The sequence below is a fragment of the Nocardia sp. CDC153 genome (genome assembly GCF_035818515.1).
Classification (GTDB): Bacteria; Actinomycetota; Actinomycetes; order Mycobacteriales; family Mycobacteriaceae; genus Nocardia.
Genome location: NZ_JAYKYU010000001.1, coordinates 1,626,185 through 1,645,940 on the forward strand (window position 1 = coordinate 1,626,185; position 19,756 = coordinate 1,645,940).

A 19,756-nucleotide genomic window follows, 5' to 3' on the forward strand; every position below is an offset into this window, starting at 1 on the left:
TTGCTCCCTCGCCGTTGAGGAAGCGGGCCGCGAGCCAAGCTAGCTTGCCGCGGTGAGTTCGGCGAGCGCGGGGAGATCCGCCGGGGTCTTCAACGCCAGGTTCGGGGTGCCCTTGAGCTCCCGCTTGGCGATGCCGACCAGGGTGCCCGCGGGCGGCAACTCTGCCACCGCGGAAACCCCTGCCGTACGGATCGTTTCGGTGCACAGGTCCCAGCGCACGGGGCGCGTGACCTGGGCAGCGAGCTTGTCGATCGCATCCTGACCGGACTCGACCGGCCGACCGTCGAAGTTCGACAGCAGGGTCCGGACCGGCGCGTTGGGCGCGATCTTGGCGATGGCCTCCGCAACGGCGTCCTGGGCGGGTGCCATGAACGCGGTATGGAAGGCGCCAGCGACCGGCAGGGACCGGATGCGGGCCTTTTCGGGTGGGTTTGCGGCAAGGGCTTCGAGCGCCTCGAGCTTACCCGCTGCCACGATCTGACCCACCGCATTGCGGTTGGCCGGAGCGAGTCCGAGTTCCTCGAGGCGGGCGAGCACCTCCGCTTCGTCACCACCGAGCACCGCGGACATACCGGTCGGCTCGAGGGCGCAAGCTTTGGCCATCTCCGCTCCGCGGATGGCGGCCAGGGCCACCGCGTCATCGGCGGAGATGACTCCGGCGACGGCAGCGGCGGCGAATTCGCCGACCGAGTGTCCGGCGACGATGGTATCCGCGGACAGCGAGTCCTGCGGGATTTCGGCAAAAGCAAGCAGAGCGGCCGCGACGACGAGCGGCTGGGTGACAGCCGTGTCCACGATCTCTTCCGCGGTCGCAGTCGTACCCAAACGCAGCAGGTCCACCCCCGCGGCCTTCGACCACAGCGCGACGCGATCCGCGGCGCCGGGAAGTTCGAGCCAAGGGGTGAGCATGCCGGGTGTCTGAGAGCCCTGTCCAGGGGCGAGCAATGCGATCACGGGTCTAAGAAAACACTGTGACTGCACTCTCACGAGATGTCGGCGCGAATGAAGCTTGCTTGGCTCTTTTGTGAGGAGTCCACAAAAGACCAAGTGGGTTGCCCGGATCGCCCGATCCTCGAATCTTGTTACACGCCCTCGGCAGGGTCTGTGACAGGAGTCACATCAGTGGCAGGAGTGGGCGATTCGTTACGAGTTCGAGTCAGCCGACCTACTGTGGCCGCGATACGTAACACATACGCATCGCGCGGATTCATGGGATCCCGGCCCGTGATGTCGGCGATTCGCTTGAGCCGATAGCGCACCGTATTTGGATGAACGAACAGCTGACGGGCGCAGGTCTCGACGGCTCCACCGCAGTCCAGATAGGCGTCCAGGGTGTCGGACAAATCGGCGCTGGCGGCGGCCAACGGTAGCACGAGATGCTCGTTCAGGGCCTCCACCGCGGCCCGGTCGCCCAGCAGCGCGCGCTCGGGTAGGAGCTCGGAGGCGTGCACCGGGCGCGGCGCGCCACGCCAGCCCACCACGGCCTCCATCCCCGCCATCGCCTCCACCGAGCTGACGTGCGCGGCCGACAGCGTGCGCATGGTCGGACCGATCACCACCGGGCCCTCGGAGAAGGCCTCGGCAAGCAGGTCGGCCAGGAACTGCGAGGGATACAACGGGTCGCCGAGATGTCCACTGACTACCATGACGAGCCGCGAACCCTGCACCACGGCGAGCGCGTTTCGGTTGTGCCGACCGGCGACACTATGTACGGAACTGACAACGGCCACCTGATCCTTGGGGGGCGTTCCCACAAGCACGGTGGCGGGCGCGGTGGCATCCCAATTGAGAGTGGCCGCGCGCGAGAGCATCTCGGGACCGGTGTCGCCGCGCACCACGGCGTCGACGACGAGGGCCTCCAATCGGGTGTCCCAGGCGCCGCGCGACTCGGCGGCCGAGGCGTACACCGAGGCGGCAGCGAAACCTAGCTCGCGCCCGTAGCGCAGCACCGCCTCGGTGAGGGCCACCAGCTGACGATCGTTGCGCGCCAACGCCGGTAGCCACTGCTCGAAGAACTCCATGGCCACCCGGACCATGTCGACGGTCTGGCGCAGCGTGAGCCGCCGCGCCAGATCGTCCGGAATCACTTGGAAGGCATCGAGACTGAATCGGATGTCCGACTCCGGGTCCTGCAGCCATTCCAGGAAGTTCACCACCGCCGTCTGCACCAGCATCTGCACCCCGGCCCGCTGGGCGGCGTCCAGATTGGCGAAGAACGGCAACCGATCCTGCATCGAGGCCACGGCCTCGGTCGACAGGCGACCGGAGAACTGCTTGACCCGTTTCAGGAGGGTGTCCGGAAGCGGGTCGCGCGTCTGCCGATTCGGGGAGAGCGCGCCGGTCGGGAGATAGACCTCGTGCGAAGAGGTGCCCTCTTCATTGATCCGGCGCGGCCTCGGCGGTTTACGTTCCACGGTATTTATGGTGGGCTACGCGTCCCCGCCTTCGGTACCGGGTGCCGCCTTCGGCGCGGCGTTCACATCGTCGATGGCGTAGCGGCGGGCCGCCTCGGCGGCCGTCGCGGGCGCGATCTTGCCCTGGGCGGCCAGTCCCTGCAGCGCCGCGACCACGATGGACGCGGCATCCACATTGAACACGCGGCGCGCGGCCGGACGGGTGTCGGAGAAACCGAAACCGTCGGTGCCCAGGGTGATGTACTCGCCCGGCACCCACTGGCGGATCTGGTCCGGCACCGCGCGCATCCAGTCGGACGCGGCGACGAACGGGCCCTGGGCCCGCGACAGCACCTCGGTGATGTAGGGCAGGCCCGGATCCTGGTCCGGGTGGCGGAGTTTGGCGATCTCCTTGGCCAGGGCCTCCTTGCGCAGCTCGCCCCACGAGGTGACCGAGTAGACGTCGGCCTGCACGTTCCACTCGTTGGCCAGCATCTCCTGCGCGCGCAGACCGTCGGGCATGGTGACGCCCGCGACCAGGATGTTGGCGCGCAGGTCGCCCGCGGCGCCGGGCTTGTAGAGATAGATGCCCTTGAGCAGACCCTGCACGTCCAGGCCCTCCGGCTCGGCCGGCTGCACGTACGGCTCGTTGTAGAGGGTGATGTAGTAGAAGATGTCCTCGCCGCCGAATTCGTGGTGCTGCGAATGCGATTCGGGATCGGTGCCGGGCAGCGCCTCCTGGAAACCGCTGGCCAGCCCGCCGCCGTACATGCGGCGCATGCCGTCGCGCACGATGTGGGCGATCTCGAAGGAGAAGGCCGGGTCGTAGGCGACGCACGCCGGGTTGGTGGACGCCAGCAGCAGCGAGTGACCGTCGTTGTGCTGCAGGCCCTCACCGGTCAGCGTGGTGCGGCCGGCGGTCGCGCCGAGCACGAAGCCGCGGGCCATCTGGTCGGCCGCGGCCCACAGGCCGTCGCCGGTGCGCTGGAAGCCGAACATCGAATAAAAGATGTAGAGCGGGATCATCGGCTCGCCGTGGGTGGCGTAGGAGGTGCCGACCGCGGTGAAGCTGGAGGTCGATCCGGCCTCGTTGATGCCCTCGTGCAGGATCTGGCCGACACTCGACTCCTTGTAGGCGAGCATCAGTTCCGCGTCGACCGAGGTGTAGAGCTGGCCGTTGCGGTTGTAGATCTTCAACGACGGGAACCACGAGTCCATGCCGAAGGTGCGGGCCTCGTCGGGAATGATCGGGACGATGCGCTTGCCGATCTCCTTGTCGCGCAACAGCTCCTTCATCAGGCGCACGAAGGCCATGGTGGTGGCCACCGGCTGCTTGCCCGAACCCTTGCGGACGCTGCGGTAGGCCTCGTCTCCGGGCAGCGGCAGCGGCTTCGCCATCGTGCGCCGCTCGGGCAGGTAGCCGCCCAGTTGCTTGCGGCGATCCAGCATGTACTGGATCTCCGGGGCGTCCTGGCCGGGGTGGTAGTACGGCGGCAGATACGGATTCGCCTCGAGCTCGGCATCGGTGATCGGAATGCGCTGCACGTCGCGGAACGCCTTCAGATCGTCGAGGGTCATCTTCTTCATCTGGTGCGTGGCGTTGCGGGCCTCGAAGTGCTTGCCCAGGCCGTAGCCCTTGATGGTCTTGGCGAGAATGACCGTCGGCTGGCCCTTGTGCGCCATGGCCGCGGCGTAGGCGGCGTAGATCTTGCGGTAGTCGTGGCCGCCGCGCTTGAGGTTCCAGATGTCGGAGTCCGACAGGCCCTTGACCAACTCCTTGGTGCGCGGATCGCGGCCGAAGAAGTGCTCGCGCACGTACGCGCCATCATTGGCCTTGTAGGTCTGGTAGTCGCCGTCGGGGGTGGTGTTCATCAGGTTCACCAGCGCGCCGTCGCGGTCGGCCTGCAGCAGGGCGTCCCATTCGCGGCCCCACACCACCTTGATGACGTTCCAGCCCGCGCCGCGGAAGAACGACTCCAGCTCCTGAATGATCTTGCCGTTGCCGCGAACCGGGCCGTCGAGGCGCTGCAGGTTGCAGTTGATGACGAAGGTCAGGTTGTCCAGGCCCTCGTTGGCGGCCACCTGGATCAGGCCGCGCGACTCCGGCTCGTCCATCTCGCCGTCGCCGAGGAAGGCCCAAACATGCTGATCCGAGGTGTCTTTGAGACCGCGGTCGTGCAGGTAGTGGTTGAAGCGGGCCTGGTAGATGGCGTTCATCGGGCCCAAACCCATGGAGACCGTGGGGAATTCCCAGAAGTCGGGCATCAGGCGCGGGTGCGGGTAGGACGACAGGCCGTGACCCGGGCCGCCGTGGCTGTACTCCTGGCGGAAGCCGTCGAGCTGATCGGTGGTGAGGCGGCCCTCGAGATAGGCGCGGGCGTAGACGCCGGGGGAGGCGTGGCCCTGGATGAAGATCTGGTCGCCGCCGCCCGGGTGGTCCTTGCCGCGGAAGAAGTGGTTGAAGCCGACCTCGTAGAGCGCCGCCGAGGACGCGTAGGTCGAAATGTGGCCGCCCACACCGATTCCGGGGCGCTGGGCGCGGTGCACCATGACCGCGGCGTTCCAGCGGATGTAGGCGCGGAAGCGGCGCTCCACCTCTTCGTCGCCGGGGAACCACGGCTCGTTCTCGGTGGGGATGGTGTTGACGTAGTCGGTGGAGGTCAGCGCGGGGATGGCGACGTGGCGCTCACCGGCGCGCTCCAACAGGCGCAGCATGAGGTAGCGGGCGCGGCCGGGGCCCTCGCGGGTGAGCATCTCGTCGAAGGAGTCGAGCCATTCGCTGGTCTCTTCCGGGTCGATGTCCGGCAGGTATGACGCCACCCCCTCGCGAATCACTCGAACCCGGCCCCCCGCCGGGCTTTTGCGTGCCGATCCGGCGTTCGGCTCCTGGGAACCGTTGGCGGAATTCGACGAAGTCGGGTGCATCAAGTCGGTCAAGACGTTTGCTCCTCGTACACATGGGGTGGGACATCTGGTGTGGCGTCAATACCCCGGATATCCGCTGGTCGGCGGCATACCCGTAACGATTGGTCTGGGGCGCATCTCACATCCTTGCCGATGATGCGGCCCAGGTCATCATGTCAGCCGGAAATCCAGTACGGTTGCGCAGGGAACCGCCGGGCTGTGATCGGGGAGGAACCAAGTGAAGCTGCTGAACCCCCGGGGGTTCGGATTGGTGTGCGCATCCGCGGCCGTGGCCGCGGGATTGGTTCTGGCCGGATGTGCCAACACGGTCGAGGGTACCCCGACCGTGGATCAAGCCCAGGTGACGGCGTACAAGGCCGATGTGGCCTCGTCCTCGGCGGCGGCCAGCTCGTCCAAGGCCGCGGCGGCCATCGCGAAAGCCACTGCCGACAACTGCGATCCGTTCCGCAAGAACACCGGCACCGCGGTCGACCGCTACAACGAGTTCGTGGACGCCCACGACGCGAGCGCCGCCGACCAGAACGCCAAGCGCGATGCCGCGGCGAGCGCGCTCGAGGACGCGGCCAAGGCGATCGAGGCTCAGGTGAGCGCCTCCGGCCCGGCCCTGCCCGCGGATCTGGCGGGCAAGTTCACCGATTACGTGACCGCGGCGCGCGCGTTGGCCGCGGAGATTCGGAAGATGTCCGCGGGGTCGTCCGTCGCGCCGCTCAACGACGCGAGCAAGAAGGTCAACGACGCTCTGACAGCGGTCCGAAACGCGTGCCCGACCAAGTGAACCCGCCGTGTCCGAGTGGCCCCTCGGGTCTCACATACGACATTTAGGGTGCGATTTCGGCCGATCGGCTTGCGCTGAGGGCTTTTACCATGTTCGCTTGCAACTACCTATTGTCGGGAGTTGAGGAGGACACCACCGTGGTCGCCGCGGCGGACGCGCAGAACTACGCTCAGAAGCTTGGCATTGCACACGGCATGGTGGTTCAAGAACTGGGCTGGGACGAAGATACCGACGACGACCTGCGTGCGGGTATCGAGGAAACGATCGGGTCCGAGTTGCTTGACGAGGACACCGACGAGGTCGTCGATGTCGTACTGCTGTGGTGGCGGGATGGGGACGGGGATCTCGTCGACGAGCTGATGGACGTGGTGTCCCCGCTCGCCGACGACGGCATCGTCTGGGTCCTGACTCCGAAAACCGGTCAGCCCGGCCACGTGGACCCGAGCGAAATCGCCGAATCGGCCACGCCCGCCGGTCTCACCTCGACCACACCGGTCTCCCTGGGCACCTGGACGGGCACCAAGCTCACCCAGCCCAAGACGCCCTCCAAGCAGCGCTGAGACCCTCCACTAAGGTTTCAGCTCGAACCGAGTGGCATGGGTGGATGCCTCGCGCCTCCACCACGGGTCGCTCGGTGCTGGGCTCTCGTTTGCGAGTCCGGCGCTGCTCTTGGTCGAGCCCGGCGCTGCGCCGGAGGATGGAGGGGTAGGTATGCCGCTCGAGGTCGGTACGGTCGCACCGGACTTCACATTGAAGGACCAGAACAACCAGGACGTCACGCTGTCGAGCTTCCGTGGCGAGAAGAACGTCCTGATCGTCTTCTACCCCTTGGCCTTCACCGGCATCTGCCAGGGCGAACTCTGCAAGGTCCGCGACGAACTCCCCAAGTTCCAGAACGACAACGCCGAAATCCTCGCCATCTCGGTCGGTCCCCCTCCCACCCACAAGATCTGGGCAGCCGAACAGGGCTACACCTTCCCCCTCCTCTCCGACTTCTGGCCCCACGGCGCGGTAGCCCAGTCCTACGGCGTCTTCAACGAAAAATCCGGCTACCCCAACCGCGGCACCTTCGTCATAGACAAGGACGGCATCATCCGCTTCTCGGAAATGAACGGCCCCGGCGAGCCCCGTGACCAGCAGGCTTGGGAAAAAGCGCTAGCCACACTAGATTCATAACCCGTCGCCCGGACTCCCCGGTCCACCGGCGACATCCAACCCCGGCCCCAGTCGGCCGGTTGGGGCGTATAGCTCAGGGGTAGAGCACTGGTTTTACACACCAGCGGTCCGCGGTTCGATCCCGCGTGCGCCCACTCCAAACCGGCAGGTACCACACGGTATCTGCCGGTTTCTTTTGCCCCATGGGTGAATTCGTGGGGCAAACGTGGGGCAGTTGGGAATAGCTCTGTGATCGCTAGCTGGTGAAACGCTCGTCTAGCGCTATAGGTGACGTCAGGTGCTCTCACGTCACAGAACCAAGCAACTTGGCGATGAACTGGTAGTTCGTTGGGCATGCACCTACCGCTGAAGTACCTGCCCACCACTCGGTGAAGAAGGGCGACGAGTTCATGGAACGAGATCAGGTTCTTGAGTGGATTGGTCGGGGTGAAGGGCAAACGGTCGAGTTCAAAGAATCGGCCAGCACCACGACCACCCGAGCGGCCATCAAGACACTGGCTGCGTTCGGCAGTCAGTCGCAAGGTGGTGTGGTCATTTTTGGAGTGAGGGATAACGGCAACCTCCATCCAGGATTCCATCTAGGTCGCGAGACGTCGGCGCAGCTGTCAGGAAGTATCAAGGCCGTCACTGTCTCGATGACAACAGGGGAGCCTCTTCTTCCGGTCATTTGGACGTTCTCCTCGCCGGATCTGATGGTCGCGCAGGTGCTTCCCGAGGTCCATCTTGGCGGCCCATACCTTGCATTTGACTGCCGATGGCAGCGCTCAGGAGCTGCGACACATCTAGTTCGGGTCGACTACCGGCAGCTGGCACGCGCCTATCAGAAACACCTGAAGGATGATCCGGACCCAATATTTGGAATCGGGTTCTGCCCAGACTGCGGCGAGCGGGACTTCACGCGAAGCTCGCACAACGAACCAGACTCTGTGTACTACAGGATCGAGTGCAACCGCTGCCATTGGACCGACTGGACGGAGTAGCTGGCTAACCGAGGGTGGTCCGAACTTGGGCTAGCCGAGAGTGCGTCGAACATCGGCCCACTGACTATCACCGAACCTGGCGTACCGCTGAGTAGTACGCACGGAGGCATGGCCCAGTAGCACCTGAACTTGATCCAGTGGGACCTTGGCGCGCACGAGGCGGCTTGCATACGTGTGACGGAGATCGTTGGGTCGGACCTTTCCCAGTCGCCGTCGGTCGTCGCCTTCGCCGACCCAGGCGACTCGTGCGGCGGCCTGGAACCGATCCCTGAAGTTGTCTTGGTCGAAGGGGCGATTGTCGGTGTGCGCCAGCAGCAAGCCGCTTCGGACCGTTCGACCGTCGTCCACGTAGCGGACGGGGGCTGGCTCGCCAAGCCCGTTCTTCTTGATCGTAGCGGCGAGAATCTTGGTCAGGCTCTCGCCGATGGGGATTACGCGCCGCTCGTGGTCCTTTGGAGCCTTCATCCGCTTCGTGGCCTTGTCCCAGGCCCACTCAATGGAGATCGTCTTACGTTTGATGTCGATGTGTTCGCGGTGGAGTCCCTGAGCCTCACCCATGCGCATACCCGTACCGAGCAGCACATCGAGGATCAACTGATCGAAGGGTTCGAGAGGGTCGCGAAGTGCCGCAACTTCTTCGTCCTCGAGGTGACGCTCTGGGGATGGGCCAGGCTTCGGCAAATCGATATCAACGCAGGGGGTTTCGGTGATCAGCTTGGCCTTGCGGGCGGCCTTCATCGAGCTACTGAGGAGGCGATAGCACTTCTCGACGCTCGTCGGCGCCAGGGTCTTGCTCAGCTCGACAACCCACTCTTGGACATCAGGTTGATGGATCTCAGTCAGAAGCCACGGATTCCACTTCGGTGCCAAGTGCTTGTCGATCCGGTGGTTATCGATCTTCTGTGTGCCCTCTTCAGCCGTGCGCAGCAGCGCCCAGCGAGGTCGCCACTCCATCCAGGTGGTGGCCGGTACTGGATGCGACGGGTTCTCGCGCTCGCGATCCTCCTTCGCCGTGGCCTTCCGCCTGGCGACATCTTTGTTCGTGTAAATGCCCGCACTTCGCTTGTTGCCGTTCTCGTCTCGGTAGACGCCGCGGTATCTTCCGCTCGGAAGCTTCTCAGCCCATCCCATGTCAGGCCCCCTTTTGGACGCTCGATCGCTGGCAATTCAGAGCCGGACTTCATTCGTCATTATCGTCCGAAGATGTCCAGCTCGGGCGTGAAAAACGGTGCCTCAGTGGACATTTGAGCCCGTATACTGACTTGAAGGACCAATTCGCGGTGGGGATCGAGGTGTTCCATCAATGGCGGAAGTCACGCGACCGAACCGGAAGCTGATGGCTGTCATGGAGGAGGCGGGCATCAAGAACCACGGGCTTGCGAACCGGATGCAGGAGGCCAGCCTCCGCGACGGTGGCAAGCCTGTGAAGACTTCGCACACGATCGTCCAGAAGTGGAGGGACGGCACAACTGGACAGCCCATGGTGCGCCAGTGTGCTGTGATGCTGAAGGTCCTGAGCGAATTGGTAGGCCGAGATCTGAAGCCTGCGGACATCGGCTACCCGGACATCAAGCTGGACCAAAAGCCCACGCTAGCGATCGTGGAGTCATTTGAAGATCCGCTCTCGATATCCGAAAGGCTTCAGCGCCTTGGGGAGATCGATGTCGATGACTCTGTGTTGGATATCGTCGATTTCGCGCTCGAAGATATTGTCGATCGCTACGAGGTTGAAGGTCCGCAAAAGCTCTCCCCGGCAGTGATTTCGCTTCGCCGCAGGATAGACGAACTCACGCGACAGAAGCAGCATCCGAAGCAGCTTGAACGTCTGTATCGTCTAGCGGCCCAGCTCTCGGGGATGCTGAGCTATATGGCTGTAAATCGTGGTCGGTTCCCTCATGCGCGTATGTACGCCAAGGAGGCCTTGGTTGTGGCCAGTCTGATCGATGACTTTGAATTACAGGCTTGGATCAAGGGGACCGAGAGTTTCTGTGCGTACTACATGGGCAAGTACGGTATGGCGGTTGCCTTGGCTGAAGAAGGGTTGCGCTATGCGCCCGAGAGCCCGCAAGCAATTCGCCTGCTGTCCAACGGGTTAGCGCGCGCACTGGGCAAGGTTGGTGATCTCAACGGAGTCCATGCGGCAATCGACCGGGCGAACACTCTCGCTGAGACCTTGGCGATACCAGATGGATTGACGCCAGCGCTGTCATTCGAGCCGTACAGCCATGCGCGGTTTGCGGCTAACGCTGCGACGGCTTACCTATCGGCGGGGGATTACCAGAAGACTCTCGAATACGGGCATCAGGTGGAATCGCTCGTGGATGAGTCTGATTCGGTGTGGAGCCGGTCGTTGGTCAGGCTAGATATTGCCACCGCCTTGGTGAAGTCATCCAGCCCGGACGTCGAGCAGGCAGTGTTCCTGGGCTCTGAGGCGCTGACGTTCTCCGAAGAGCGGCCGATACGATCTGTGTGGCAGCGTGCGCATGAATTTGGAGCCGCCACGCAGTCGTTTGATGCATCCGAGGTGCGGGATTATCACATGGTGCTTCGTGACTGGTCGGACCGTGTCAGGGAGTTTTCGGCACCAGCGAAAGCTAGCTAGCGTCCAAGTTCCAGGGTTGCCGCATCATTCCATCGATATGCTTGTGACTCTCGACGGAGCTTAACGATCTTAATCGAATCAACTTGTACCGTAGCGGTTTTCAAGTCGCGGATTGTGCTTATCTGATCGATAATCGGTTTGGCATCCTGCTTCCGATTGCTGTATCCGATGCCGAGGTGCGGGCGGAAGTTCTCGGTAGTTGCAAGGGGAATCGAGGGAAGAATTTGCCGTGTCGACTTGCGAACTATCTGATGCAGATTGAACAGTTCAGTCCACGGCGACACAGTGAAGCGAATAGCGCCGCGGGAGCCCGCCAGCGGACCGACCTCTAGGCTGAAGGGCTCAAATTCGTTCAATTTGGGCTTGGCGATATCTGCTATGGCCTCAACGTCCTCGGGTTTGACTTCGTCCAGATCTGCGATTCGCAGCATGGTGATGTGTAGTCCGTCGAGCGGCACAAAGTCCACATCATTAAGGTTGAGTGTGTCATTGCAATGTCGCGCTAGCTGGATCAGTTCTGGATCGCGAAACGTCAGGTACCAGAAGTACGTTTCGTGATCGGCGGGCCAGTCGCGACGTCCCCAATGATCAATCATCTGCGGGACTTTTCGAAATGCTTCCCAATCGTTCTCGCAGATGGACCTACGGTCCGACAGCGACGCCGGAAGCGCCGGGGGGAACGTCCCCGATCTTGCGTCTCTGATCATCGGTTCTGAGCTCTGTTCGTCCGCCACCTGCACAGACTACTTGTGCCGTCGAGCCGAGATGTGCCCTTCGATGTGCCGTGTTTGCGTTCTTCAATCGCGAGTTTCCTGATCTGGCAAGGCATTTCACGCCATGCCAGATCAAGGAGGCACATTCATGACACAGAGACGAACTCCGGACACCCGAGTCCCGAGCAGCCAGTTGATGAGCCTGCGAGACGCCGCAGCGTTCGCCCAGGTCGACATCAAGACGATTCGACGCTGGATCGACGGCGGACACCTCACCGCATACCGGATGGGGCCGCGACTCCTGCGCGTGGAACGCAACGAGCTGCTAGCGGTCGCGAAGCCCGTTGAGGCGAACTTCCCTGGTGGTGCGGCATGATCCGCACTTCGTTCCTGCTGATCGGGATCGTGCTAGCGATCGGGATCCTCGTTCCCCAGGTGGCCGTGTTCCTCCTGGTCGCGATCTTCATTCTTGGCGCTGCGGGTGTTGTCTGGACCTATCGAGGTCCGTTCGACTGTCGTCGGCGGGGTGGTCGGCGATGAACGACTACCTGATGTTCGGCTACCGCGACCGTGACCGGGCGGCCGTGCCGATTTCCCCGATGGCGCTGGCGGTGTTGCTCGTGCTGGGTCTGGTGTTCGCGTCGGGCCTGTATCTGGGCGTGCTGCTGTTCGGCACCCGCGAAGCCTTGCCGTCGACGGTAGTGACCTGCCCTGCGCCGGGGACGCAGCAGGTGGCGGTGTGGCCGAAGGACTGCCCGCGTGAGGCGGTGAGCCATGAGTGATCCGGATATTCGGTTGCAGCCGTGGGAGACCTTGATTGAGGAGTTCAGCTGCCAGCAGTACGGGATGTCGTTCGACACCTTGATCAAGGCGGCTGGTCGCGGAGCGAAGGCTGCGTACAAGGTCGCGAAGCGGTTGAAGAAGACCGGCCGTGCGCATGTGCTGCGGGTGGACTACGGGTCGTCGGGCCCGTGGCGGAACTCCAAGACCTTCGATGAGCCCGACGTAGTGCCTCACGGTCCGTTATGGATCTACCCGACCCGGGAAATCGCTTGGGGCTATTTGGAATTCGACCCTGGTGAGTGGGAGCCGAAGGCGTCGACGGCGGCGCATCTGACTGCGGTCACGGAATTGCGGCTGGCGCTGACCGGCTTGGAAACTAACCCGCAGGCGTGGACGAGTGAGCGGTTGTTGCGGCGTTGGCTGAAGACCGATACCGGCCGCCCCGATGTCCATATTCATGATGCCTGGTTCCGGGACTTCACCGATCCGGACAAGGTGTGGGCGATCGAGGTGGAGCTGTCGCGCAAGTTCGGCGACGGCCGTCTCCAGCGCACCATGACGGCTGCCCTGGAGGCCGCCGAGCGCAACGATCTGGCCGGCGTCTTGTACTTCGTGCGCGGGGACAGTGTCCGCAAGGCCGTGAAGGGTGTCGCCACTCGGATCGCGCACCAGCGCAATCTCGATCACCTTCCGAACTTCGAAATTCATGACCTCGACGCCACTTTGGTGCGCAAGGGGGTGCGCTGACATGGACCTCTTCGACTTCTCCATCGATCCCGCCAGGTTGGAGCTGTTCTGCGCGGGACAGGCGACGTGGGGAAAGTCCAAGCCATTGGACTTGTGGATGCTGTCCGCCGACGAACTCCGCACTGCTCTGGAGGCCCTGCTCGATCAGCCGCAGCCGCCCGCAGGGGAGGTGCAGTGATGAACGGATGCGTCCCCCTGATCACCCCGCAGGACTGCGGCACCACTCCCACGGTCCCGTCCACGCCGACCTCGACTGTTCCGGTGCCCGAGCCGCCGCCGACTTCGGATGTCGTGGTGAATTCGGTTGCGCCGCAGATTCCGTCGCCGGATCGGTTCGGGAACTCCTCGCTGCCGAACGGGTGGCGTGCCCCGGACTGGCACCTACATATCCCCGGCGTGGCTGAGGTGTTCGGCTGGCTCGGCACGCTGCTGCTGGGTGTGGGGTTCGTGATCGCGTTGGCGGTGGCCATGATTCGGATCGCGCATTGGCGGCGCTGGGATGCCCGGCAGGTCCGCAATTTCGCGCTCGGCACACTGGTGCTGCCGCTTGGGGCGATGCTGGTCGCGAATTCCTGGTTCGCGGCCCCGTCCCTGTGGTGGCAGGGCACGCGGGTACTCGTGTACGACGGGCTCGGGTCCGGGGCGTTGGTGGCGATGACCGCCGGGTGCCTGCCGATGGCCTGGGGTGTGGCCGCGGTGTATCGGGCGCGATTCCTGGCCCGGGCCGGTACCGAGGGTGTGGATTCGCCGTGGAAGACGCGGCGGCTGCTGCGTCGTCAGCAGCAGGGGCAGGCCCATGCGGCGCGGCGGGCGGCGAAGTACGGTGCACCGCTGGTGACGGGCTGGTTGAAGAACCGCGTAGTGCTCGGGTCGTTGTCGGAGCGTACGGATGCGACGCAGCCGACCACGACCACGGAGTTGGTGGCGAAGCGGTCGGCGAAGTTGGAGATCCCGATCGAGGATCTCGGGCACATGTTCGTGCTGGGCAAGTCCCAGAAGGCTGGCAAGACAACCCTTTTGGTGCGCTATGGCACGGGCTTGTACGAGGCGTATTGGCGGCGGTATGTGCGGACCGGGGAGAAACGCCCGCTGCTGATCTTCGTGGACTGTAAGGGCGGCAAGATGGGGTTGGCGACCGGCCGTCAGGTGGTCAAGATCGCGCATCGGCAGGGGGTGTTGCCGCAGCGGATTGCGTTGTGGCCCATCACGAATCGGTTCGACATGTGGGCGATGGACGAGGCCGATCAGACCGCGACGCTGGAAACGATGATCAACCCGGTGCAGGCCACCGATGCGGGCGCGGAGCACTTCAAGCAGAACCGTATCCGGGTTGTGCAGCTGGCGGTGGGGGCCCCGTGCGGGAAGCCGACCAGCCGAGAGGATTTCCTGCGACGGCTAACGCTGGATTGGCTGGAGAAGGCATGGGTTGACCATCCTGCGATTCTGGCCGAGATCAAGGATCTTCAGCAGAACAAGCCGCCCGCGATCGGGGATGTGGCGGGCAAGTTCCGCAACATCTTCAACGCGATTGGCGAGGGATTCGACGGCGGCCGACCCCTGGATTCCTTTGATGTCATCTATGCGACCGTGCCCGGCACCGTCCGAGGGGAGTACGCCCGAGCCCAGGTCGCCGCGATCACCACCCTGATCTCGCAGTTCGCGTGCGGGGAGCATGACCGGCAGATCATTTTGATCATCGACGAGATGTCGGCGGTCTCGGACAAGACCGGTGGCATCAATCAATTCACTATCGCCGAGCGGCTTTTGGGTCAGGGCGTGGTGGCGATCTTCGCCGCCCAGAACCAATACGGGCTTGGCAACACCCCCGACGAGCGCCGCCGTCTGATGGAAGGGTGCCCCTCCGGTGGCCTGCTGATGGTGCAGGAGGGCGCGGGCAAGGTCAGCGAGGTGTTCGGTACCCGCCCGATCACCGAGAACTCCCGGCATTCCAAGGGTGGCAAGGTCGGCGATGAGGGCACCCTGGGCAACCGGGAGACCTTCTTCATCGACCCGAACCGGCTCACCGAGTTCGAACGCGGCGACGTGGTGTGGGTTCACGCGCTGAAAGCCCAATGGGGACATGTGGTCCCGGTCGACCTCGACGAGATCACGCCTTTGCCCGCGGACCCGCACCCGGAGCGCTGGGCCACGAACACCACCCCGCGGGTGCCGTTGCGGGCGGTGCGGGACCTGGATTCCGGGCGGGCGCGCCGCGCCGATTTCGGTGTCGACGGTGAGGGCGGTGAGGTCGCATGACCGACTACCTGCGCCCCATGGCCGCCTACGTGGCCACCTGGAACGGCCACTCCCACACCGACAATGACCGCCCCGGACAGGCCAGCGCGGACGGTGTGACCGCCCCGGACAGTCGGGTGGACACCACCGAGGACACCCCGGACAGCGGGGCGGACAGGGGGTGGACACGATGACCACCGAACACACCGACCCGGCCGCGGTCGTGGTCAGCGCCGAAGCGGCGCGGGAGTTGACGGACCGGATTCGAACCAACATCGAAACAGCGTGGGAGCTGATCAAGCAGGCGTATGTGATCCGGGCCTGGACCGCGCTGGGTTACGAGTCGTGGGATGCCTACTGCGCCACCGAATTCGACGGTGCCCGCATCCGCATCCCCCGCGAGGAACGCTCCGAGGTCGTGGCCTCGATGCGAGAAATCGGCATGAGCACCCGCGCCATCGCCGCCGCCACGGGAGTCAGTGACCACACCGTCCGCCAAGACCTCGCAGGTGCGAGAAATCTCGCACCTCACAGCGACAAGCCGGTTCTAGGTAAGGACGGCAAGGTCTACCCCGAACCGCAGGCCCGGCGATCACAGCCGGAGCGGGAACAAGGCAAGGCCCGCAAGGTGCCGCGCAAGCCGTTGCCGGAGACGTTCTGGACGTCGGCGGTGAATGCCCGCAAGGCGATCGAGTCGCTGGAGCGACAAACCCGTGATGACCGCTTCGCCAAGAACGCCCGCCAGATCGAGGCCATGAACCTCGGTGATCTGCTGCGCGCCCGCGACGCCCTACAGCGCGTCATCGACCACTTGAGTGTTGGAGAGTAGCAATGGAATTCGAAAACATCCCCCTCGTCGAGATCCCGCCGTACACCGGAATCTATTCCGGCATCGCCGAACTGGACGGCTACCTGGCGCTACGGCTGCTCGAACACAACATCGGTAACCGCACCCTCCGCGCCGGGAAGGTCGCCGAACTCGTGCGAGTCCTGCACGGTGGCCAATGGCAGTTCAATGGCGAGGCCATCAAATTCGATCGGCACGGCACCATGCGCGACGGCCAGCACCGATGCGCGGCGATCGTGGAAGCCGACCCGGCGGTCCCGGTACCCGCGCTGATCGTGTTCGGACTCGAGCCCGAAGCCCAGGAAACCATGGACCAGGGCATGAAACGGCAAGCGTTCGAACAACTCACCATCGCCGGAATCGACTCCGACAAAACCCTCGCCGCCGCCGTGCGGGTGCTGATCCGCTGGAACGAGGGCCTGCTGTTCATCGACCACAAAATCGCCGACGTCACCACCGGCGACGTGGTGGCCTGGGCCAAGGCCAACCCCGACGGCTTCGACATGCTGCGGGAACTGTCCGCCCGCGGGTACCGGCGCATCACCGGATGCGCGCCCTCGGTGGCCTTGGCCATCGCCTACCGGCTCGCGCAGATCGACCCGGAATGTGCGTACGTGTTCTTCGATAGCCTCCTCAAACCCGTTGGGGTACCGGATGGTTCGCCAGTGTGGGCGTTGCGGTCGCGGTTGGAACAGATTGTCAAGACCCGCCAAAGGGTGCCCGACCGCAACATGATCGGCTACTTCATCTCCGCGTGGAACGGCTTCCGCGAAGGCCGCGCAATGGCCAAGATCTCCGGACCCAAGGGCGGGGTATGGACCGTGGCGACCTTCCCGGAGCCGAAATGACCAGCCCGCGCGGCACCGACCGCACACCTGCCACCACGCTCGACGGGATCGGCGGCCGGACGGTGGCCCGGACCGGGTTCGTGTTCGGATCGCTGACCTCAGTGGCCACCAACGTCCTGCACACCTTCCTACCGACCGTCCACATGCCCACCGGAGTAGTCCTCGCCATCGCCGCCCGGCTCGGGTCCGCGATCTGGCCCATCGGGCTGGTCCTGAGCATCGAGGTCTTATCCCGAGTGGCCTGGCGACGCGGCCCCGGCTGGAGCCTGGCGCGCTTCGGCGGGGCGGGCACGGTCGCGATCGGATCAGCAGTCATCTCCTACAGCCACGTCCGAGACGTGCTGATGGCCTGGGGATACGGGCATCCGGCCGCCGAGGTCGGGCCACTGACCCTCGACGGGCTGATGGTGGTGTGCGGATTCGCACTGCTCTCGCTGACCCCACAGGGCACGACCGAATCGGCCGGTCGCAGTGCACCGAATCCCGCAGCACCGCACCGAGAACCAGTGACGGCCCGGGCGTATCCGGTCCCGCAGGAAATTTCGTTCGCGGCGCAGATCGAAGCTCTCGGTGAGCCCGTCCTCCCGGTCGCAGGGGAGGTGGCCAGGGTGTCCGGACAGGCGGACACGGTCATCCCGGAGGCGGTCAGCGGGGAGGACATCGAAACGGCCACCCGTCGCCAGCGGGCACAAGAGTTGCACGCCCAGGGCTGGACTCACGCCCGTATCGCGACCGAACTCGCGGTCAGCAAACGCACCGTCCGCCGCTACCTGTCCCAGGGCACGGACACCGCCGAGGACACCAGCGGCCAGGCGGACACGACCGCGGCCACCTCAGCGGCCACCCCGGTCACTGCGGACAGCTCCGACCCGTTCACGCCGAACTGGCTGACCGCGGTCGAAACCAACCATCACGACAACCACGAAGGAGTACCGGCATGAACACCAACAACAACGGTGGCAAGGGCATCGATTGGGACGGCGAGCTGCAAATGCTCATGGAGTCCTCGGGCATCAAACTCGCCGAACTGGTCCGCCCGAGCTGGAAGACGCGGGCATGGCGGCGGATTCGCGGCGCCCGCGCGGTCGGGGCCGCCGTCGCGATCACAGTGCCATTGATGTGGGTGACCGCAGGCTCGGGAGCCCCCGCTGCGGCGGTGGCCCCGGTGCTGGTGTGGCTGGCGGGCTGGATCGGCTACGGGGCGTGGATCAGCCTGGGCCGCCCGGACTGGAGCATCACCGCCCACACCGCCCGCGATCTCGGCACCGCCGGATTCCACGCCACCTCACGCTTCTGCTTCGCCCATTCACGGCCCCTACGTGCCCGCTGGCGAGCATGGCGGGCCGCCCGTGATCGAGACCGTGCCGAGGTCGCCTCGGTGCCGACCATCGCCTGATCAACCCATCGAGAAAGGAATCAATCACCATGTCCAGCAACTTCTTTGACCCGACATTCGTCCACGAACTGTGGACCCTGGACGGCCATGCCATGGCCGCGGAGTTCGCGAAAATGTTCGACGAACACACCCGCGATCTCGCGGGGCAGTACTTTGCCGATGCTCGCGCGTTCGTGCTCAGGCTGGCCTGCACCGCTCCCGACGTCCGCCCGCCGCGGTCGATGTCGGAATTGATCGAGCGCGTCGACCCGGATTGGCTGCCGAGCGCGTGGGCCACCGATCCGGAGGTCGCGGCACAGGTGGCGGTGATGCAGTCGGCCAAGCCACCGATCGTGACCGAGCTGGCCATGATGCTGCGCGGTCTGGCCGCGGACATGCATGCCGCCGGGACGGAGGCCGAGTCCGATGTCCGGTAATGAAGTCGACGAGGCCGCCCGCAACTGGCCACAGCTCATGGCCCTGTTTTTCCAACTGTTGCAGCGCATCCAGCGGGCCAGCGCCGATGGCTCGATCCGTCTGTCCCGCACCGACTACAAGCAGTTCGTCACCGAGTTGCACGACGCCCAAAAGATGCTGAACCACGAGATCACCACGACTCGGGCGTGGTATCAGGCCCGCACCGAGGACTATCAGCGCGAATCGGCCGCCGCCAAAGCCCGCGCCGCGGCCGGTTCCTCCCCAGAAGAGCAAGCCAGGGCGGCCGCCTACCTGTCCGGGCTGCGCGCCAGCATCGAGCACACCATCCACAACACCGTACTCACGCCCGAGCAACGCGGTCAGGTCGTGCAAGCCCTCGACGGCATCGACAACGATCCGGCGAAACCGGTGGCGCGCAACGTGTTCGAAACCCTCAGCGGCAGGGCGGCGGTGCAGGCTCGGTATGCGGCGGCGGCCAGTGAGCAGAAGGTGGCCCAGCATCGCGAACAGCTCACCCAGACCGCGAACGCCACCGCTCAACCGGCGAATGCGGAGATCACGAAACTGCGGCAGGAGAACACGCGTCGGTTCGACGATCTCGCTACACGCCTGGAAGTCCTCGAAGAACGCATCAACAAGCTGATCCCTGAGCAGACCGCGAACGCGAAAGCCGCCAGTAGCCACAGTTCGGCTCGCAACAATCATCAGGCCCGTCAGCAGGCCGAAGCCGATCCCGGCAACAGCGCGGCCCAGCAGGCCGAAGCCGCCACGCAAGGCGACTCTGCCGCGCAGGCAGAGGCTGAGCCCGAACAGCCGAACGGGCAGAGGCAGACCGCGGCCGAGCAGATGTATCAGGCGTGGCACGAAGCATGGGCCACGCCCGAAGCCGAAGCCCAGATGCAAGCCGAGGCATGACCGA

The 19,756-nt window shown here is 64.7% G+C and carries 22 protein-coding genes and 1 tRNA gene; 18 read left to right on the forward strand and 5 right to left on the reverse strand.

The window, feature by feature from the left end; translation table 11 throughout:
• Positions 1–39: 39 nt before the first annotated feature.
• The 3 genes from VMT65_RS07440 to aceE form a co-directional block, all read right to left on the reverse strand.
• Positions 40–954 carry an ACP S-malonyltransferase gene (locus tag VMT65_RS07440; RefSeq protein WP_326307205.1) on the reverse strand — a complete coding sequence of 305 codons (915 nt, stop codon included), beginning with the start codon at positions 952–954 and terminating at the stop codon, positions 40–42.
• Positions 955–1,082: 128 nt separating this feature from the next.
• Positions 1,083–2,384: a PucR family transcriptional regulator gene (locus VMT65_RS07445; RefSeq protein ID WP_442790020.1), complete on the reverse strand. Its 1,302-nt coding sequence runs from the start codon at positions 2,382–2,384 to the stop codon at positions 1,083–1,085.
• Positions 2,385–2,429: 45 nt separating this feature from the next.
• Positions 2,430–5,330 (reverse strand): pyruvate dehydrogenase (acetyl-transferring), homodimeric type, encoded by a 2,901-nt coding sequence (gene aceE / locus VMT65_RS07450; protein WP_326307207.1) that lies wholly within the window; start codon positions 5,328–5,330, stop codon positions 2,430–2,432.
• A gap of 205 nt (positions 5,331–5,535) precedes the next feature.
• On the opposite strand from aceE, the gene VMT65_RS07455 reads away from it, so the two are divergent.
• The 5 genes from VMT65_RS07455 (at position 5,536) to VMT65_RS07475 (ending at position 8,249) form a co-directional block, all read left to right on the forward strand.
• Entirely contained in the window at positions 5,536–6,093 is a 558-nt protein-coding gene (locus tag VMT65_RS07455; protein ID WP_326307208.1) for a hypothetical protein, read from the forward strand.
• 137 nt (positions 6,094–6,230) lie between these two features.
• Positions 6,231–6,653: a DUF3052 domain-containing protein gene (locus tag VMT65_RS07460; protein ID WP_326307475.1), complete on the forward strand. Its 423-nt coding sequence runs from the start codon at positions 6,231–6,233 to the stop codon at positions 6,651–6,653.
• A gap of 151 nt (positions 6,654–6,804) precedes the next feature.
• Complete coding sequence (locus tag VMT65_RS07465) at positions 6,805–7,269, forward strand: peroxiredoxin (RefSeq protein ID WP_326307209.1); 465 nt, start codon at positions 6,805–6,807, stop codon at positions 7,267–7,269.
• A gap of 62 nt (positions 7,270–7,331) precedes the next feature.
• Positions 7,332–7,403: transfer RNA gene (locus VMT65_RS07470), tRNA-Val, on the forward strand.
• Positions 7,404–7,637: 234 nt separating this feature from the next.
• Positions 7,638–8,249, forward strand: a complete 612-nt coding sequence (locus VMT65_RS07475; RefSeq protein ID WP_326307210.1) for an AlbA family DNA-binding domain-containing protein — start codon at positions 7,638–7,640, stop codon at positions 8,247–8,249.
• 30 nt (positions 8,250–8,279) lie between these two features.
• Here the strand turns inward: VMT65_RS07475 and VMT65_RS07480 are convergent, their stop codons facing one another.
• A complete protein-coding gene (locus VMT65_RS07480) occupies positions 8,280–9,380 on the reverse strand; it encodes a tyrosine-type recombinase/integrase (protein ID WP_326307211.1) in 1,101 nt (366 codons plus the stop codon).
• Between the two features lie 172 nt (positions 9,381–9,552).
• On the opposite strand from VMT65_RS07480, the gene VMT65_RS07485 reads away from it, so the two are divergent.
• Positions 9,553–10,851: a hypothetical protein gene (locus VMT65_RS07485; RefSeq protein WP_326307212.1), complete on the forward strand. Its 1,299-nt coding sequence runs from the start codon at positions 9,553–9,555 to the stop codon at positions 10,849–10,851.
• On the opposite strand, the gene VMT65_RS07490 is transcribed toward VMT65_RS07485, so the two are convergent.
• The gene (locus VMT65_RS07490) at positions 10,848–11,585 is read right to left on the reverse strand and encodes a 2'-5' RNA ligase family protein (RefSeq protein WP_326307213.1); all 738 of its coding nucleotides are present in this window, start codon (positions 11,583–11,585) and stop codon (positions 10,848–10,850) included. The genes VMT65_RS07485 and VMT65_RS07490 overlap by 4 nt on opposite strands.
• Positions 11,586–11,712: 127 nt before the next feature.
• Between VMT65_RS07490 and VMT65_RS07495 the strand changes: the two genes are divergently transcribed.
• The 12 genes from VMT65_RS07495 to VMT65_RS07550 all read left to right on the forward strand — a co-directional run bounded on the left by VMT65_RS07495 (position 11,713) and on the right by VMT65_RS07550 (position 19,752).
• On the forward strand, positions 11,713–11,940 hold the full coding sequence (locus tag VMT65_RS07495) for a helix-turn-helix domain-containing protein (RefSeq protein ID WP_326307214.1): 228 nt from the start codon (positions 11,713–11,715) through the stop codon (positions 11,938–11,940).
• A 160-nt stretch (positions 11,941–12,100) separates the two neighbouring features.
• Positions 12,101–12,346: a hypothetical protein gene (locus VMT65_RS07500; RefSeq protein WP_326307215.1), complete on the forward strand. Its 246-nt coding sequence runs from the start codon at positions 12,101–12,103 to the stop codon at positions 12,344–12,346.
• A complete protein-coding gene (locus VMT65_RS07505; protein ID WP_326307216.1) occupies positions 12,339–13,094 on the forward strand; it encodes a hypothetical protein in 756 nt (251 codons plus the stop codon). The genes VMT65_RS07500 and VMT65_RS07505 overlap by 8 nt, the downstream gene beginning before the upstream one ends.
• A 1-nt stretch (position 13,095) precedes the next feature.
• Positions 13,096–13,272: a hypothetical protein gene (locus tag VMT65_RS07510; RefSeq protein WP_326307217.1), complete on the forward strand. Its 177-nt coding sequence runs from the start codon at positions 13,096–13,098 to the stop codon at positions 13,270–13,272.
• The gene (locus VMT65_RS07515; protein WP_326307218.1) at positions 13,272–15,350 is read left to right on the forward strand and encodes a hypothetical protein; all 2,079 of its coding nucleotides are present in this window, start codon (positions 13,272–13,274) and stop codon (positions 15,348–15,350) included. Before VMT65_RS07510 ends, VMT65_RS07515 begins: the two co-directional genes overlap by 1 nt.
• Positions 15,347–15,523 carry a hypothetical protein gene (locus tag VMT65_RS07520; RefSeq protein WP_326307219.1) on the forward strand — a complete coding sequence of 59 codons (177 nt, stop codon included), beginning with the start codon at positions 15,347–15,349 and terminating at the stop codon, positions 15,521–15,523. Before VMT65_RS07515 ends, VMT65_RS07520 begins: the two co-directional genes overlap by 4 nt.
• Entirely contained in the window at positions 15,520–16,158 is a 639-nt protein-coding gene (locus tag VMT65_RS07525; protein WP_326307220.1) for a hypothetical protein, read from the forward strand. Before VMT65_RS07520 ends, VMT65_RS07525 begins: the two co-directional genes overlap by 4 nt.
• 2 nt (positions 16,159–16,160) lie before the next feature.
• Positions 16,161–17,024 (forward strand): hypothetical protein, encoded by an 864-nt coding sequence (locus VMT65_RS07530; RefSeq protein ID WP_326307221.1) that lies wholly within the window; start codon positions 16,161–16,163, stop codon positions 17,022–17,024.
• Complete coding sequence (locus tag VMT65_RS07535) at positions 17,021–17,965, forward strand: helix-turn-helix domain-containing protein (protein ID WP_326307222.1); 945 nt, start codon at positions 17,021–17,023, stop codon at positions 17,963–17,965. The genes VMT65_RS07530 and VMT65_RS07535 overlap by 4 nt, the downstream gene beginning before the upstream one ends.
• Entirely contained in the window at positions 17,962–18,420 is a 459-nt protein-coding gene (locus tag VMT65_RS07540; RefSeq protein WP_326307223.1) for a hypothetical protein, read from the forward strand. The genes VMT65_RS07535 and VMT65_RS07540 overlap by 4 nt, the downstream gene beginning before the upstream one ends.
• A 29-nt stretch (positions 18,421–18,449) precedes the next feature.
• Positions 18,450–18,836 carry a hypothetical protein gene (locus tag VMT65_RS07545; protein WP_326307224.1) on the forward strand — a complete coding sequence of 129 codons (387 nt, stop codon included), beginning with the start codon at positions 18,450–18,452 and terminating at the stop codon, positions 18,834–18,836.
• Positions 18,826–19,752, forward strand: a complete 927-nt coding sequence (locus tag VMT65_RS07550) for a hypothetical protein (protein WP_326307225.1) — start codon at positions 18,826–18,828, stop codon at positions 19,750–19,752. Before VMT65_RS07545 ends, VMT65_RS07550 begins: the two co-directional genes overlap by 11 nt.
• Positions 19,753–19,756: the final 4 nt, after the last annotated feature.